Genomic DNA, 14,315 nt, shown 5'->3' with positions numbered 1-14,315 from the left:
CGAAAGGTCTTGCGCTTGTGCATGGCCCATTCTCTCGCTCAGATCCATTGCAGTTACAGGGATCTGGGCAGATCAGTGGCCGTCTGTGGAGAAGGCCGGCAGTGATCTATGCGCAACAGCCTCCTAGTCCAGATCGCCGAAATGGATCCGGGAAACCCTTATCCCGAGGTTCTCCTCTCCTCATTCACCGGAGGCGCGCACTGTTGCAATCAGATTCAGGTACTCACCAGCGATTCCAGTGGGCATAAGTGGCACGAGGTGACGCTGGGCCCCTTTGATGGGGGCGAGTCACCGGCGGAGGACCCGCTACGAATCGGCCGCTTCCTGATTGTCGATGTCGATAACCGTTTCCTGTATCGCTTTGCGTGCTACGCCTGCAGCACGGCGCCCGCACGTGTCTGGCAGCTGGAGGGCGATCGGTTCGTGGATGTTTCCCATCGCCCTGAATTCAGGCCATTGCATCGCCGCAATCTCCAGCGCATGGCTGAATGGTTCCAGCAGAAGAACGCTGAGTCTCCCAATGGCTTCTTGGCCGGATACGTGGCCAATAAAGCACTGGTGGGTGAGCTGTACGACGGCTGGGATCGGATGACGCAGCGCTATGACACCTCATCAGACTGGGGCCTGAAGGAGTGCAAGGGCGATCTTGATGAGAAAGGCAAGTGTCTTGGCCGGGAAATCGTCTATGGATCATTCCCGGAAGCATTGCGGGCCTTTCTGATCGAAAGCGGCTACATCAAGCCGACGGGCGAGCAATGAACAACGAGCAGCTCAGTTCTGTTCTGTTTTATCAAGACGCTGTGCTGCTTTGGTGAAGGCATCGTCCACCACGTCATCGCCGCACCAGCGACTGTAGGCCGCCAAATGGGTTTCAACGCTGTGCCCCATCGCTGCAGCCACCACCTTCGGCGGCAGGTCACAGATCACGTGAGCACGGTGGGCATAGCCGTGCCGGCAAGAGTAGAGAACGAGTTTTTCGCCTTCAGCTTCATAGCGCTGCCGAAGTTCGCGCCAGATCGTTCGCCGTCGCATGTAGGTGCCGAAGTCCTCGGCTCCGTGGCCGGCCCGCATTGGTGGCAGCTCCCAGAATTGGCAGCAGTCCTCAAGCTTCCATGATGCTGCCCAGCCATCACAAGGAAGCAGCCGCAAGGGGCGCGGTTGGGTCTTCCCCCGCGGAGTTGTCTTCTGATAGCTGCACCACAAGCGTCCGCCGCGCAGCTCAAGGTGCTGAAGTTCCTCCGGCCTCAGGCCGTAAGCAGCCATCAACTGAAATGCCAGCCGCCAGCGTGCATCGGGGATAGACCGCACCACCTCCAGCAGATGGGGCACCGCCAGCGGGGTGGTGATGCTCCGGCTGTCCCGCTTCCGTCCCACAAAGGCGGTCAGATCCAGTGGTGGCGCCCAATCCGATGACAACAGGTCGTTATCAATGCACCAGCGCAGAAGGGCTGCCGTCTGCTGCACCAGCATCTGACGCCCTCGGGTTCCAGGCTGTTGCTTCATCGGGGCGATAAGGATCTCAAGCAGCTGCCGGGGGGTGTCCGGCTGAGGAGACGAAGTGGCGGCCCGGAGAATGGCCGCCATCCTTCGGGCATAGACGTTGTCCCAGGTGCTCGCCTTGATAGCGCCGCTGCTGAGCTTGTGCTCCTTGAATCGCTGCACCAGTTGCCCCCAATCCACAGGGCCCTGATTGGGGGATGCCGAGCTCATGTGCGTCTCTGGCGCCGGCGCGAACACCAGTGAGACAGCGGCATCCAGATTCGTTCCGGATTGGTAGGCCTCGTGGATCTCCAGAACTGCCTCACGGATGGCATCCATCTGATCTGGCTCCCAGGAGATGGGGAACAGCACCTGCCGACGCTTTCCGCCTCCGGCAGCTTCGCTCAGGTTCAAGCGGGCCCGACCTCGGTGGTTGCCGATGCTCCAGCCCTTACTGCTACCCCGCTGGCTCAACGAGTGGGCGACGGCTGCCCGGAGAACCTGATCCCAGCGCGCCGATCTGACCATGTGAGAGAAAAGGTGAGAGATTTTGCCCCGAAGCCTGGCACGAGCAGCAAGCGGCGGGCACCTCTTGGCAGCACGCAAGCCTGTTACAGCAATGCTTTTAGGCTAAGACACCAGCAAAGCCAACGACTCCTGGAAAGCGGCTGCCAGGAGTTTTGGGAGCACTAGGTCGCAGGTTCGAATCCTGTCGCCCCGATTCCAGTCATACCAAGGGCTCTCGGTGATTCCGGGAGCCCTTTTTCTTGCCCGTTTCGGGCCGGCAGAGCGCAAATTGAGCGCAAACCTTGCGCTCAGGTCGGCTACTCGATCACGTCCCAGCCCTGCTCCCGGCACCTGCGGGCGATCTGGTTCGCCCTTCCAGGCGGCACATCGAGCTGCCGGAAGTCAGGCACCGGCCAATCCGGCTCCTCCCTTCGCCGTACTCGTACCGGCGTTCGCAGAGCAGACGGATCAGGTGGCAGCTCGGCAGCTCATGGCGTTCCTCTGGGCCACAGCACGCCCGTGCTCGGCCGCCGGCTACCAACTTCTGCCTCCTGCTGCGCGTAGAAGGGGTGCTGGGCCACACCAGGGGCGCCCATCGCCACCTGGCTCCAGTCCGTGAGGAAGTCAGGCCCCAGCACAGGCCCCATCAGAACCGGACCCGGCGGCGCCGCAGGGCAGAAATACAGCCGATCCGGCATCGTCTGCCAGCTGCTCAGCGAACCGATCGTGCTCCAGCCCGCCATCGCCGGTGTGCTTGGTGGCACCAGCACCCAACAGTCCATGCCGCCGCTGTTGATCGCCGCACCGAGCTGATAGAACGTCCCAGCCCCGCCCGGGTTGCTCACACGGCCCAGCCTGCGCGGGTCTGAGCACTGGTTGCTGCCGAACCAGAAGACCTGTGGCAGCGGCAATCGTTCCTGCTTCGTGCCGTAGGCGAACATCTGACCAGGGCCGAACCCAGACGGGATCAGACCAACGCCCGTCACCAGCATCTGCTCCAATGCACTCGGCGGGACCGGGTAGGCAACAGCCGCCTGCAGCAAGTTATTGCTGTAGCAGTAGAAGTTGCGGCTCTCGAACAAGCCCGCCAGAGCCTGTGAGCGCAACAGAGCCACATTCCAGCCGCTACTTGCTGCCCCACGGAACAGCATCAGCGTGTGATTCTGCGCGTAGGTATCACCGCTGGTCGTGGCGATGTTGTAGCAGAAGAACTCAGAACCCGGCGTCGTGTCCATCAGCACGATCAGCCGGCCATCCGCGTTGAAGGCCGGGGTTCCGCTCGGCCCGTAGTACGACATGCCCGCACTTACGGTCGCAAGCGTTGTGCTGAATGTCCCGTAACCACCGAACGTCCCATCATCCGTCCAGGCGCTCGCGAGCCCCAGGGTGAAGCTCGCCGTCGATGATGATGCACTGGAGCCCTGGTTCCTGCTGGTGTTGCAGAACCGCAGTAGGTACGGATTCAGCGGATGGCCGAGCCGCCAGATGTACCCGTAGTTCGTGGTTCCGGTCGCGGAGCCGTGATCCTTCACGACCTGCAGAGGAACACCGGAATTTCCGGGGTTTGCGTTCACCGCCGCTGCAAATGCGTTGAAGGCCTCAGAAAGCCGCAGGCCCACCGATCCGGCCGCCTTGCTCACCCAATCGATCGCCGGTGTCCAGTTCTGGGTTGAAACAGTCAGCATCAGTCGCCTCCGCCCTCCTTCACTTTCACCGCCAGGCGGGCTGGCCCAAGCTGCAGCCACTCCGTCCCCTCGGCGCCGATGAAGTACCCAAAGCTGCTGGAGGTGCGGTTGTAGAGCGCCAGATCAGCCGGCAACACCACTGGATCGAACCACTGCACCGGCGGATTCAGCGCAGGCGGCGTCGCTGCCGTAATGCCCGGTGTGATCGGGTTCCACTGCACCGGCTGAGTCAGCATCAGCGGTGTGGCCGAGGAGAAGTAATCCAGCCGGATCGAGTTGGAGAGCACCACGCCGGGGCGGTTCGCAATCCAGGCCACCGCACCGATCGCTCCGGCCATGTCCGTGAACGACAGATGCCACTGGCCCGAGTACACATCCTTGGCGATCAGCAGCACCACCGCCTGGCGGTTGGAGAAGGTGTGCTGCGTGAAGGCGAAGGCGAAATACTCCTGATCCGCCGCCAGGCTGCTCGCCACCACAGCACCCACCGGCAGCGGCTGCGGCAGCAGCGTGATCAATGAGTTGGTCGTGCCCACACCGCCGATCAGCATCCCGTGGCCGCCCAGGGCGCCACCGCCCGTGAAGCCAGATGCCGGTGCCCCATGCACCGTCACCGCGCCCGTTGTCAGGTTCGCCACCCACTGGCTCATGAGCTCCACCGGCTGGCCGAGATTCAGCAGCGCCAGCCGTGCCTTGATCGTCCAGCCGCAGAAGCCCGCCGTCTCGCCCGGCCCCGTCAGGATGCTTAGCTCCTGCGAGGTGTTCTGCGCATTGGCTGCCACCATCCAGGTGCGCAGCAGGGCATCCGCAGCGGCGAACACCTGCGGCACCACAAACCCGCCGGTATCACCACGGCGGCTCAGGTCAACCAGCGTCGCCACCATCAGGCGACCCCGGCTGGCACGGTGTCGTACTCCACCAGCGCCAGCACACCCACCGTGGCTGAGTGAGGCACCGCCAGCTCGGTGCGCACCCGCGCCCAGACCCGCTGCTGCACCGGCTGATCCGCATTGGAGTAAGTCGAGCCCGGCGCTGGATGCAGCACCGTTGTGGTCCCGTCGAATTTCAGGTCCAACAACACACCAGCTGACAGCGGCGGGTCATTGCTGATCGGCCGCAGCGCATCGGCTGCCCGCGCTGCCACCGACGCATAGAACGTCACCCAGGCCGCGATCGAGCAGCTCACCGAGAGAAACCGTCCATCCACCCCCAGGTTCAGGAAGGTCAGGTCCAGCGTTGACGGCGCACTCACCGCCTGTGTCGTGCGCTCCTCGAGTACGCGCCGCGGCGTGTCGATCCGAGGGATCCAGCTGGGCATCAGGACACCACCGCCACCTTGCGGATGGCCCGCACCTGCTGCTGGAAGGTCTTGGAGTTCGACTCCGGCGGGCCGTAGAACCAGTCCTGGATCACATGGGTGGTGGCCCCGTCCTGCGTCGAGCTGCCGTAGTTGATGGCCTCGAACGCCTCAGAGTTGCCCGCCTGGAACGCCGTCACCGAAGTGGCGGGCGGCACCGATCCCGAGTAGTTGGCCGTGGTCGGCGGCACCGCATAGGCATTGGCGCCGAATCCAGGCGTGTTGCCCTCGCTGTTGTCCGGCTTGAAGCGCCGAAACAGGATCTCCAGCTCGAACTGCGCCGGGATGTACCAGTCGCTGTAGCCGCCGATCGACAGAGCGCGCGCCCACTGGTTGGCCGGATGGGTCGCATCCTTGGCCGCCTCGGAGTTGGCATAGCCGTCGAAGCTGCTGGCCGTGCCGGCTGTCGCGGTGTTCGTCGTCTTGCAGGCCCGCAGAACATGACCCGTGGCCTTCGGCGCAATGATCAGCGCGTGGGTGGCCACACCATTCGCCGTGGCCGAGATCAGGCCGCCATAGAAGCCGCCCTGGAACGCTGCACCAATGGCGGGGAGACTGCCCACCGAAAGGCCTCCACTGCCGAGCACATACACATCACCCGTCGCCTGGTCGAGGTACATGTCGCCGACAATCGAGCCGGGAATGTTGGTCGGCGGCGGCCCGCTGCCTACGAACCAGCCCGTACCGCGAGTGCCGGCAGGGCCTGCGGCACCGGCCGCACCGATCGGTCCCTGAATCCCCTGCGGTCCCGTCGCGCCCGTGGCGCCAGCAGGTCCTGTGTTGCCGGTGGGGCCAGCAGGCCCAGCCGCTCCAGTCGGGCCAGCAGGGCCGGCCGGGCCTTGGATCTGGCCCGCATTCACCCAGTTGCTGCCAGAAGCATTCCAGCTGTAGAGGGTGTCGCCCTCGTCCTGGACGATGTAGGCGTCACCCTGCTGCCGGTTGCTCGTTGGCAGCGCCGAGAAAGTGGGAACACTGCCCTTGAGGTTGATGCCCGTGCCCGCCGCACCCTGCGGGCCAGTCGGGCCGGTCGGGCCAGCGGGACCCGTCGCACCAGCCGGGCCGGTGCTGCCCGCCGGTCCCTGGGCTCCAACGGCACCGGCTGAGCCCTGGGGCCCGGCCGCACCGGCCGCTCCCGCTGGGCCGCTCGCGCCTGCAGGCCCACCCGGACCCTGCGGGCCTTGGGGGCCGCGAATGTTGCCGGTGCTGGTCCAGGACATGGGCCGCCGCGCTCTCGGGGGTCTCCCGACCTATTGCCACTGATGATTTCGGGACCCCACCAGTAAGGGCCGCCGCTCAGTCCTGCTCAGCGTTGATCGGCACCCAGGCGCTGCCTGTCCAGCGCCGGGTGATGCGCTGGCGCCACTCACCGTTGATCCACACCTTTGCCAGCCGATCCATCCAGGCGCCGGCCGTCCACACCCGGAAGGCACCGCCAGGCAGCGGTGTTGGTGCCGGCTGGGGCGGGCCAAAGAACTCCAGGGTGGCGTTCAGACCGCCAGGCCCCGCGTCCCAGCGCTCAGCACCACCCCTGTACGGAGGATCGGCCGAATCGCGGATGTCCCTGGGCACGATCAATCAGCCACCAACCATCCGGCACACACCCTTGGCGTTACCCGTTGTGGTGGTGGTGCAGAGCTGAATCAGGCTCAAGCAGGAGTCGATGTGGAGCTCAGGCAGGGCAAGGGCCGCCCAGTCGAACACCTCCGCCTTGCTCGCCAGCACCGTGAAGAATCCAGCCCGATACCGCGTGCAGGTCAAACCGAAGTTCCCAGCCGTACCCGTTGTCGCGGAGAGCGTCACGCTGTTCACCGCCTTGATTCCCTTCTTGCCCTGCGGCGGAAGGATCTGATAGAGCCCCGAAGCGCGGCTGGTGGCCGAAAGAGCAATCACCACGTTCTGCGTCGTGTCGTCATCGCAGGTCACGTTCACCGTGGCGTTCACGCCCGTGCTCCCAGTGTCGGTGTACCACTCGAGCCACCACTGGAGCTGGCTGAAATCCACCAGGCCCAGCCGCTCCTGCGGAATACCAACCACGTTCAGAGGCAGGTTCGTCGTCTGCGCCGTCGTCACCGTGCCCGAGAGGCCGCCTTGGTGGCAGAGGCGATCGTGGATCTCCAGCGTCGAGGTCGAAAGGCTCGTCGCCACATCGACCCAAGCGAGGTAATTCGTGCCCGGCGCCGAGAACGGGGCATAACCCAAGGCGCCCAGCAGGGCGTTGTTGCAGATCGCCGCAGCGGTCGGCACCGCGCCCTGCCCAGGCTGGCCCGTGGCACGCCAGAGCGAGTAGAAGCGGCCGGCCACCGCGTTGCTGATCGAAGCCTTGTCGAACAGCGCATGGCGCGACTGGCCCAGCGCCGCAATCAGTTGGTCCCGTGTCGTGATTGCCATCAGTTGGTGTCCACCCAGAGGTCATTGAGCGCAGGGCTCGGCGGTGCCGTGGTCCCCACCGTCAGCCGTGAGGCATTGAGTTTTTGGTTGAGGGCCGCCTGCAGGTCCGCCTGCGTGCTCAGGCTTCCCGTGATGCCGCCCCACACCGAAGGCCCCGCAGGTCCCTGAGGGCCGGTCGCTCCCGCCGCTCCGGTGGCTCCAGTCGCACCCGTCGGCCCCGTCGGCCCGGCCGGCCCGGCAGTTCCGGCCGCACCATCGGCGCCATCCGGTCCCTTGAGATTCAGCCCCGTGGGGTTCCAGGTCTCAGGCATGGCTCACACCACCAGCTCGTACACCTGCCCGCTGATGCGATCCAGGTAGAGATCGCCCAGGGCCGGCGGTGGTTGCAGCACCTCCGTCAACGGCGGGCCATCGCCCGAATACCAGCGAGTGGCACGGCCGCCCGCCTCGCTGTTCAACGAAGCCAGCGCCGGCTCACCATCCACTGGGGACGGCAGGAAGCCCAGGCCGCCGGAGGGATGCAGCCGCAGCTGCCACTGCTGCGCCACCGAGCCGTTGTAGGGGTTGCCCTGCAGGCCAGCACCCGGCACCAGGGGCTCGACGCCCACCAGCCCCCCGGCTCCAGAGCCAGCAGGCGCCGAGTAGGGCGGCACCGGGCAGCCCACCAGGGCCACCTGCAGGCTGGCGATCGAAATGCCGATGGTGACGGTGACGGTGAGATCCTCACGCTGCAGGTAGACATGCCGAGGGCGCGGCACATCACGGGCCAGGGCGTCCCAGCCGATCGTCTCGGTGCTGCCATCACCCCAGCTCACCGCAATCGGCTGCGGTGCCTTGATCAACGGGTAGATGTGCAGCTCGATCGCTGCACTCGTGATCGGCTCATCCCACAGCCGATCAGCCGGATTCCAGTACAGCTCCAGCTGCTCAGCGGGTACAGGCCCCAGCCGATAACCCATCCGCAGCCAGCGCGGCACCTCATGGAGCACCACCCACACCTCGAGGCCCGGGCATCCCATCGGCGGGAGCACGCGCATGCGCTCATCAGGGGCGCTGGGGAGCGGGTAGGGCATGGAAGGGCTCTGCCTCTCGGGTTTGGCGCTATCTCCCTTTGCCAGGAAGCCACCCCGGCGGCCCTTACGGCTGCCCGGGTGGCTTCTGACTGATGCCACCTTGGCAGTGTCAGCCGAGCAGATCGACAGGGATCGACAGATCCGGCTCAGGGACGAGGCCAGGTTCAGCAGCGGTTGGCTGCTCGGCCGGCGCCGTCACCGACTCCTCCCAGAGCCTGGTGGCCTCATCCACCAGCACGGCCTTGGTCTGGCTGGCATCGAGCAGCACGCCGTAGTCCTCCTCACAGGTCTGAACGATCTGCGTCTTGGTCATCGACGCGAAATCAGGCCCGGCCACCTCAGCACCAGTGCTGGGTGCGGGCACCTCGGGTGCGGGCTCGGGTTCCAGTCCGACCGGCTCAGACCCGACAGGTTCAGGTCCTGCCGGTTTCGGCTCCGCAGGCGCCGGGTCGGTTCCCTGATCCGGAATGGTTCCGAGCAGCGTCACCACTCCACCGGTCAGATCACCCTGCAGGGCCTCTGGCGGAAGCTCTCCAGGAGTCGGAGCTGCCTGACCCTCATCGATCGTCACCGGCGGGTGGATCGTCCAGCCGTCCTCTGCCCAGCGCTCAGCATGGACAGGAAAGACGAACTGATCGTCCTCGCTCGCCTTGGAGATGCGCAACATCCCCTCGGGCGGCAGTTCCAGCACAGGATTGGCGGTCGTCAGCTCAACAGGCATGGTCGGATCAACAGGGGTGAGCAGATCTGTGGGCTCCTGGGGCGGCTCCTGGGGCGCCGGTGCAGTCGGAACAGTGGGATCACTCCCCTCCGTTCCCTCCTGCGGTGGCGCCCATGGCCTGCCGGCCTGGGTCGGCTTGATCACCGGCTTGGGCGGCGGACCCGGCTCACCGCCGGGCGCCTTGTTGTCGGAAACGCTCATGGCCGCCCTCAGTAGGTGAGGCTGACGTGGGCGCCGTTCGGGGTGGAAGGCGTCAACGTGGCTCGGGCATAGAAGAAGGCCGGCAGTTCCGCGTTGGCGGCATCGGCCGGAGCCACCGACAGGCTGCCGCCCGCGATCGGTGCCTCCACCTGGCCACCAGCGGCTGGGATCGCCACGGTGGCCGCCGTCACCCAGCTGCCGACAGTGCCGTCCTTGAGCAGCGGCGCCAGTTGCAGCACCACCGTCACCGCCCCGGCAGCACCGGGATGGCTGGCCAGCAGCGTGAAGTCTTCCGCCGCATCGAGCGGCGTGGTCAGCCGCACCACCTCCGCGCTCACGCGCGTGCGCTCAAACGGGTCGGTGGCGTTGTAGTTGACCCACCCCACCAGCGTGGTGGCGGCGTCGATCAGCTTGTTGCCCTGGTGGGCCATGGTCGTGTCCTCTCAGTGATGAACGGATTGGGTTGATCAGGCCACAGCAGGGCCGACGTTGTAGAGGCGACCGATCGCCTTGTCGTGGCACACCGCAAAACCCACGTACCAATCGACGCGGGTGCGGAACACCGGTGCGTCCTGCACTTCGCCGAAGTCCCGCACCGAGATCCCATAACGGCCCTCGAACGGACCCTGGATGCCAGTCATCAGCTCATCGCCGAACGCCACGCAGTAGATCGACGTGGTGTTACCGGCCTCGCCAAAGCCCAGCACCTCGTGGCCCTGCGCGTCCTGATCCAGCACCAGGATCTCGGTGTCCTCGAACCAGTGGCGGCCGTCGATCACCTGATACAGGTCGCCGCCAGCCTCACGGGAGACATGGCTGATCTGGCGCCGGCCCGCCTTGCTGGTGATGATCACCTTCTCCCCGCCGAGGGCGTTGACCGAATCGACCAGCGCCTCCAGCTTGGTGAGCTTCACGGTGCCGCTGATGTTGTCGACGGTCTGCATCTGGCCGGGGATCAGCCGCTTGCTGAGACCGTTGAAGGCCCGCGGATCGAAGCTGGCATCCCCGTTGATGATCGCCGCCTCCAGCGTCAACCGCATCGAGCGCACCTTCTGCTCCGTCTGGGAAGCACGGGCCTCGGCGCCATTGAGATCGACGATCGAGCGGTCCACGTCGAGATCGCCACCGAAGAGGTGCACGAATTCGCTCTCCTGGGCCACCGCGCCGTAGTCGCGCCGGTATCCCTCGTTCACGGCCCGAAAGCCGACACGAGGCATCTTCTTCTCCTTGGCGAACTGCAGAGCCCCACCCGAAAGGTTGCGGAAGGGCAGACGACGAAGCAGCTGACCTTCCACGAAGGTCTTGGACACCGCGAGCCGATCGACTCGGGTCTCATGCTTCATCGCCTCGATCAACGTGAGGCCCATGGTCACTCCCGGGGCCTGACCCCAGCAACGTCACCACCTATTGCCACTGATGATTCCGGGACCCCACCAGCACGGGCCTGACCCGTCCCGTCAATGGACTGTCCGCCTCTGCGGTCGGTTGGTATCGGCGATCTTTTGGAGGTGCTCAGCGGCGACCCGCCGGCACGGAACAACTGCCATCGCATCGATCTGATGGAGGGCGATGCGGTCCGCCTCCTGAACACCTCCAAGAAGCGCGACTGGCGGCCGGTCTAGATCCAGGGGCAGGAGGGCACTCCATCTGATGGGCTGCGCCGGCCGACGGGAGAAGTCCTGAACGTCTGGATTGAAGCAACCACCCTCAGTGGAGCACCGGAGCCGCCAATGCAATTGAGCGGCCGTCTACCCAATTGCCGGCGTACAGGACCGTTACGGCCGCACCGTGGCCGAGGTGGACTCCAGCGGCCGGAACGTGAACCTGGAGCTGGTGAAGAGTGGTGCCGCCTACGTCTACCGGCAATACCTTGCCGGCTGCGACCAGAGGGCCTATCTGGGCGCCGAGCGAGAGACTGAGATGTGGCAGCGGGGTGTGTGGCGCTCAGAGACAAATGAGCAGCGCCCCTGGGACTTCCGCAAGTCCCGCTGAGGAAGGGCTGGCATCACTCATCCGGGGATCGCCCCTTCCCCATTCGGGTGAATGCCACGGATCATCCAGGATTGTCTTGCACAGTCCCGGACTGTCTGGCACGATCTGGCGAACCATCCCGGACAGTCCCGGATCATCCGGACGACCAGCCGCCATGCTCAGCGCCGACCCCTCAGGGCCCGATGCCCTCCTCGATGGCCAGCGCCTCTCCGACTGGATCGAGGCCGCTGGGATCAGCCGCTCCACCGCCTACGCACTGGTGAAGCTGCTGGCGATCGAACCCGAGCCACGCCGCGTACCGGGTAGCCGCAAGCCGGTGTCATTCCTCACCACCGAGCACCTGGAGCGGATCGAGCCGCTCGCCCAGCAGTTGCGGGACGGCGTAACCCTGCGGGACGTGGAGCGGATGATCAAGGACAGTCCAGGATCATCCCGGAAAGAACCGGACAGGTCAGGACTGTCCCGGATCATCCCGGATGGTTCTTCAGTGGAGGCGCTGGCGTCTGCCCTGGCACGCATTGCGCCACCGCACCCGCCAGCTGATCCGCTGCGAGTAGCCCGGTTGCTGCAGGAGGCCGCCGCTATGGGGGCATGGCTGAGCGGAGCCGAACTGGCTCAGTTGCTGGGGATGAGCCCCAGCACGATCACCCGAATGGGGGATGGACATTCACCCCGACCGGGTTTTCGGCTGGAACGCCAGCAGCCCCGGCCCGGTGCTCCGGTCTGGTGGCGGGTTGTTGCTGCTGATGGATCAAATCGCCCGGTGCCATCCCTCGCTGCCGCCCGCCGAGTTGGCTTCGGTGGTGGTGGTGGCGGTGACGTGATCGAAGCCCGTTTCGAGGTGTTGCCGCCGGGGCCGTTGCTGTTCCCGATCACACGCTGCTGAACCCCCGATCAGCCCGGGTCGTTAAGAGAGCTTCTTAGTCGCCACGAGCAAGACCATCGGCACAGGTGCAGAGTTCGCGGTGCAGTTGATCTTCCGCCTCTCTCCGCTCCTGGCTGCATGTGTGAACGGGGAGAGGGAGCATCCCTGAGGCCAGGCGGGCTAGGGCCTCAGGCGCAAGGCAAATCGGCCATACCGATGTCGTTGTAGCGATCAGCGCTCCAATCTATGCGAGCATCAAAGCCACTTTGATCGTCAAGCATAGCGTTGGCAAGAAAGTGAAGCAGGTGGGGATACCCAGGCACGTGACGCTTACCAACGCGGCCACGTTCTCCATTGCCGCTAGTGTGTGTTGACTGGGTCCAAGATTCACTTGCGATTGGATGTGAGGTGGCCACGGAGGGGTTGGCCTGCTTCCGTGTCATGGCAGGAGTCGGTTGCTTTCATCATGCTGTAGTCACCAAGAGGCGCAATCTCAACGAACTGCCTGAATTCACCTGGATCAATACGGTCCTCCACAACCTTAAAGTCAGCCTCAGCATACGTTTCACGTCTTGCAATATGAAAAGTACGCCGAGCGCTATCTGGGCGTCTTGAATTATCTTTTCAACCGGCCATTCAACTTGAGAGAGATGACCGAGCAAGTGATTCATGCAATCTGCAGCTGCACCGCACGGCCGGAGCACCTCCTGAGGAGAGGAAGCCATCTACCAAATCAAGTTGGCTTGCACTTACTGCCCTCCTTTAACATGCGCACAACTCACGTACAGGTCCAGGTCCAGGCGGGTGATCACGCTTGTATCACCAAAGAACCTTACTAATGAGTGGATACCACGCAGGCCTAAAGACTGTATGGCTTCCGAAATCCGGATGAAGAGCGCTTCTTACTCGAAATCAGCCCCGTTCCGGAGAGTCCACAGTGATACTTCAGCGCTTGTACAAGATAGCCGAGATTCTACAACTATCCGATGGTGAGATTACTGCTCGGCTAATGGTGCTCAACAGTCACCCTTACTTCTAAGATGTTTGCCGATGTCTTGCGGGTCGTCAGCACGATGATCCCTGGTTTGAGCGTGAGGGAGTACGTAGCCATGGGTCTGGTGCTTGCAACGGCATTCTCTCTAGCTGTCGACAGATCTTGCCGGAAATACTGCAGAAGAACGTCGAATCATGGGTGAGATCAGCGGGAGGGCAGTGCCTTGAGGGCTTCGCCAGATCCCATCACAACAAGCAATTCGCCTTCTTTCAGGATATGGGATGCCGGGGGGTTCACGGTCAGCTGATTCTCCGGGCCGACAGCCAGGACGGTGACGTTGTGATTTTTGCGCAAGTTCAGTTCACGCAGAGACTGATTCACAAAGGCCTTAGGCACACGAATCTCCTCGATGCTGTTGCGATCATCAAGCCGTAGCCGTTCGAGCATGTTTGGACGAACGAGCTCCAGGCCAAGCCGATGGCCCTGCATTTTTGAAGGATAGACCACTCGATCAGCTCCGACGCGCTGGAGCATCTTCATATGAAGATCACTGGTGGCACGGGAAATCACCTGCTTCACCTTCGTTCCATCGCTATGCTTCGCGATCAAAGTGGCGGTGATGCTCGCCTCGATCGGTTCGCTGATCGCCACAACAACAGTGTCAACTTCCAGAGCCCCTGCTTCCCGTAGAGCCTCCTCATCAGTGCAGTCCACAACCCTGGCTTCAATCGAAGGGTCGATCAGGCGCATTTCATCGATAGCGCGCTGATTGGCATCGATCGCCAATACCGTTGCACCGTTATGGATGAGCTCATCGCAGACCGCTGATCCAAACCGGCCAATACCGATGACTGCAAATGTTCCGAAGGACGTCGATTCATCAGGGGTCCATTGCCACCATGCATTGCTTGATGCCATCGTTTCACACCTCAGATGAAGACTTCTTCGCGGGGGTAGCCGACCCTGGACTGGGGTCTGCTGCCATAGAGGGCTGAGAGCAGCAGCATGATGCCCAGCCGTCCAACGAACATTCCCACCATCAGCACCAACTGC

Annotated in this window: 17 protein-coding genes and 1 pseudogene; 5 read left to right on the top strand and 13 right to left on the bottom strand. The window is 64.0% G+C overall.

Annotation, left to right across the window (positions count from 1 at the left end):
- Positions 1-108 precede the first annotated feature (108 nt).
- Complete coding sequence (locus KBY93_RS15090; RefSeq protein WP_255095250.1) at positions 109-759, top strand: hypothetical protein; 651 nt, start codon at positions 109-111, stop codon at positions 757-759.
- Between the two features lie 12 nt (positions 760-771).
- On the opposite strand, the gene KBY93_RS15085 is transcribed toward KBY93_RS15090, so the two are convergent.
- From KBY93_RS15085 to KBY93_RS15030, 12 genes are all read right to left on the bottom strand, one after another.
- On the bottom strand, positions 772-1,470 hold the full coding sequence (locus tag KBY93_RS15085) for a hypothetical protein (protein ID WP_255095249.1): 699 nt from the start codon (positions 1,468-1,470) through the stop codon (positions 772-774).
- 1,004 nt (positions 1,471-2,474) lie between these two features.
- Positions 2,475-3,605, bottom strand: coding sequence for a hypothetical protein (locus tag KBY93_RS15080; protein ID WP_255095248.1), 1,131 nt, complete (start codon positions 3,603-3,605; stop codon positions 2,475-2,477).
- A 65-nt stretch (positions 3,606-3,670) separates the two neighbouring features.
- Complete coding sequence (locus tag KBY93_RS15075; protein WP_255095247.1) at positions 3,671-4,555, bottom strand: hypothetical protein; 885 nt, start codon at positions 4,553-4,555, stop codon at positions 3,671-3,673.
- Entirely contained in the window at positions 4,555-4,989 is a 435-nt protein-coding gene (locus KBY93_RS15070; protein ID WP_255095246.1) for a hypothetical protein, read from the bottom strand. Before KBY93_RS15070 ends, KBY93_RS15075 begins: the two co-directional genes overlap by 1 nt.
- Positions 4,989-6,245: a collagen-like protein gene (locus KBY93_RS15065; RefSeq protein ID WP_255095245.1), complete on the bottom strand. Its 1,257-nt coding sequence runs from the start codon at positions 6,243-6,245 to the stop codon at positions 4,989-4,991. Before KBY93_RS15065 ends, KBY93_RS15070 begins: the two co-directional genes overlap by 1 nt.
- A gap of 76 nt (positions 6,246-6,321) precedes the next feature.
- The gene (locus KBY93_RS15060; RefSeq protein ID WP_255095244.1) at positions 6,322-6,597 is read right to left on the bottom strand and encodes a hypothetical protein; all 276 of its coding nucleotides are present in this window, start codon (positions 6,595-6,597) and stop codon (positions 6,322-6,324) included.
- A gap of 6 nt (positions 6,598-6,603) precedes the next feature.
- Entirely contained in the window at positions 6,604-7,416 is an 813-nt protein-coding gene (locus KBY93_RS15055) for a hypothetical protein (protein WP_255095243.1), read from the bottom strand.
- Positions 7,416-7,727 (bottom strand): hypothetical protein, encoded by a 312-nt coding sequence (locus KBY93_RS15050; RefSeq protein WP_255095242.1) that lies wholly within the window; start codon positions 7,725-7,727, stop codon positions 7,416-7,418. Before KBY93_RS15050 ends, KBY93_RS15055 begins: the two co-directional genes overlap by 1 nt.
- Before the next feature lie 3 nt (positions 7,728-7,730).
- Positions 7,731-8,489, bottom strand: a complete 759-nt coding sequence (locus KBY93_RS15045; protein WP_255095241.1) for a hypothetical protein — start codon at positions 8,487-8,489, stop codon at positions 7,731-7,733.
- 109 nt (positions 8,490-8,598) lie between these two features.
- Positions 8,599-9,411, bottom strand: coding sequence for a hypothetical protein (locus KBY93_RS15040; protein WP_255095240.1), 813 nt, complete (start codon positions 9,409-9,411; stop codon positions 8,599-8,601).
- An 8-nt stretch (positions 9,412-9,419) separates the two neighbouring features.
- Entirely contained in the window at positions 9,420-9,842 is a 423-nt protein-coding gene (locus KBY93_RS15035; protein WP_255095239.1) for a hypothetical protein, read from the bottom strand.
- A 36-nt stretch (positions 9,843-9,878) separates the two neighbouring features.
- Positions 9,879-10,778 (bottom strand): major capsid protein, encoded by a 900-nt coding sequence (locus KBY93_RS15030; protein WP_255095238.1) that lies wholly within the window; start codon positions 10,776-10,778, stop codon positions 9,879-9,881.
- 93 nt (positions 10,779-10,871) lie between these two features.
- On the opposite strand from KBY93_RS15030, the gene KBY93_RS15025 reads away from it, so the two are divergent.
- From KBY93_RS15025 to KBY93_RS15010, 4 genes and pseudogenes are all read left to right on the top strand, one after another.
- Positions 10,872-11,033, top strand: coding sequence for a hypothetical protein (locus tag KBY93_RS15025; RefSeq protein WP_255095237.1), 162 nt, complete (start codon positions 10,872-10,874; stop codon positions 11,031-11,033).
- Between the two features lie 133 nt (positions 11,034-11,166).
- Positions 11,167-11,403, top strand: coding sequence for a thermonuclease family protein (locus tag KBY93_RS15020; protein ID WP_255095251.1), 237 nt, complete (start codon positions 11,167-11,169; stop codon positions 11,401-11,403).
- Positions 11,404-11,557: 154 nt separating this feature from the next.
- Complete coding sequence (locus KBY93_RS15015; protein WP_255095236.1) at positions 11,558-12,289, top strand: hypothetical protein; 732 nt, start codon at positions 11,558-11,560, stop codon at positions 12,287-12,289.
- Between the two features lie 287 nt (positions 12,290-12,576).
- Positions 12,577-12,981 (top strand): annotated as a pseudogene (locus tag KBY93_RS15010) (transposase); the annotation flags it as partial.
- 485 nt (positions 12,982-13,466) lie between these two features.
- On the opposite strand, the gene KBY93_RS15005 reads toward KBY93_RS15010, so the two are convergent.
- Complete coding sequence (locus KBY93_RS15005; protein WP_255095235.1) at positions 13,467-14,180, bottom strand: TrkA family potassium uptake protein; 714 nt, start codon at positions 14,178-14,180, stop codon at positions 13,467-13,469.
- Positions 14,181-14,315 lie beyond the last annotated feature (135 nt).

The organism is Synechococcus sp. J7-Johnson, from assembly GCF_024345795.1.
Classification (GTDB): domain Bacteria; phylum Cyanobacteriota; class Cyanobacteriia; order PCC-6307; family Cyanobiaceae; genus Regnicoccus_A.
This window is presented reverse-complemented; position numbering and strand designations above follow the sequence as displayed.

Bases quoted from the DNA above. Each gene is read 5' to 3' on its own strand.
- KBY93_RS15005 (WP_255095235.1), bottom strand. From the start codon at position 14,180: ATGGCATCAAGCAATGCATGGTGGCAATGGACCCCTGATGAATCGACG.
- KBY93_RS15050 (WP_255095242.1), bottom strand. From the start codon at position 7,727: ATGCCTGAGACCTGGAACCCCACGGGGCTGAATCTCAAGGGACCGGAT.
- KBY93_RS15055 (WP_255095243.1), bottom strand. From the start codon at position 7,416: ATGGCAATCACGACACGGGACCAACTGATTGCGGCGCTGGGCCAGTCG.
- KBY93_RS15090 (WP_255095250.1), top strand. From the start codon at position 109: ATGCGCAACAGCCTCCTAGTCCAGATCGCCGAAATGGATCCGGGAAAC.
- KBY93_RS15075 (WP_255095247.1), bottom strand. From the start codon at position 4,555: ATGGTGGCGACGCTGGTTGACCTGAGCCGCCGTGGTGATACCGGCGGG.
- KBY93_RS15070 (WP_255095246.1), bottom strand. From the start codon at position 4,989: ATGCCCAGCTGGATCCCTCGGATCGACACGCCGCGGCGCGTACTCGAG.
- KBY93_RS15045 (WP_255095241.1), bottom strand. From the start codon at position 8,489: ATGCCCTACCCGCTCCCCAGCGCCCCTGATGAGCGCATGCGCGTGCTC.
- KBY93_RS15085 (WP_255095249.1), bottom strand. From the start codon at position 1,470: ATGCTGGTGCAGCAGACGGCAGCCCTTCTGCGCTGGTGCATTGATAAC.
- KBY93_RS15035 (WP_255095239.1), bottom strand. From the start codon at position 9,842: ATGGCCCACCAGGGCAACAAGCTGATCGACGCCGCCACCACGCTGGTG.
- KBY93_RS15025 (WP_255095237.1), top strand. From the start codon at position 10,872: ATGGACTGTCCGCCTCTGCGGTCGGTTGGTATCGGCGATCTTTTGGAG.
- KBY93_RS15015 (WP_255095236.1), top strand. From the start codon at position 11,558: ATGCTCAGCGCCGACCCCTCAGGGCCCGATGCCCTCCTCGATGGCCAG.
- KBY93_RS15040 (WP_255095240.1), bottom strand. From the start codon at position 9,411: ATGAGCGTTTCCGACAACAAGGCGCCCGGCGGTGAGCCGGGTCCGCCG.
- KBY93_RS15065 (WP_255095245.1), bottom strand. From the start codon at position 6,245: ATGTCCTGGACCAGCACCGGCAACATTCGCGGCCCCCAAGGCCCGCAG.
- KBY93_RS15030 (WP_255095238.1), bottom strand. From the start codon at position 10,778: ATGGGCCTCACGTTGATCGAGGCGATGAAGCATGAGACCCGAGTCGAT.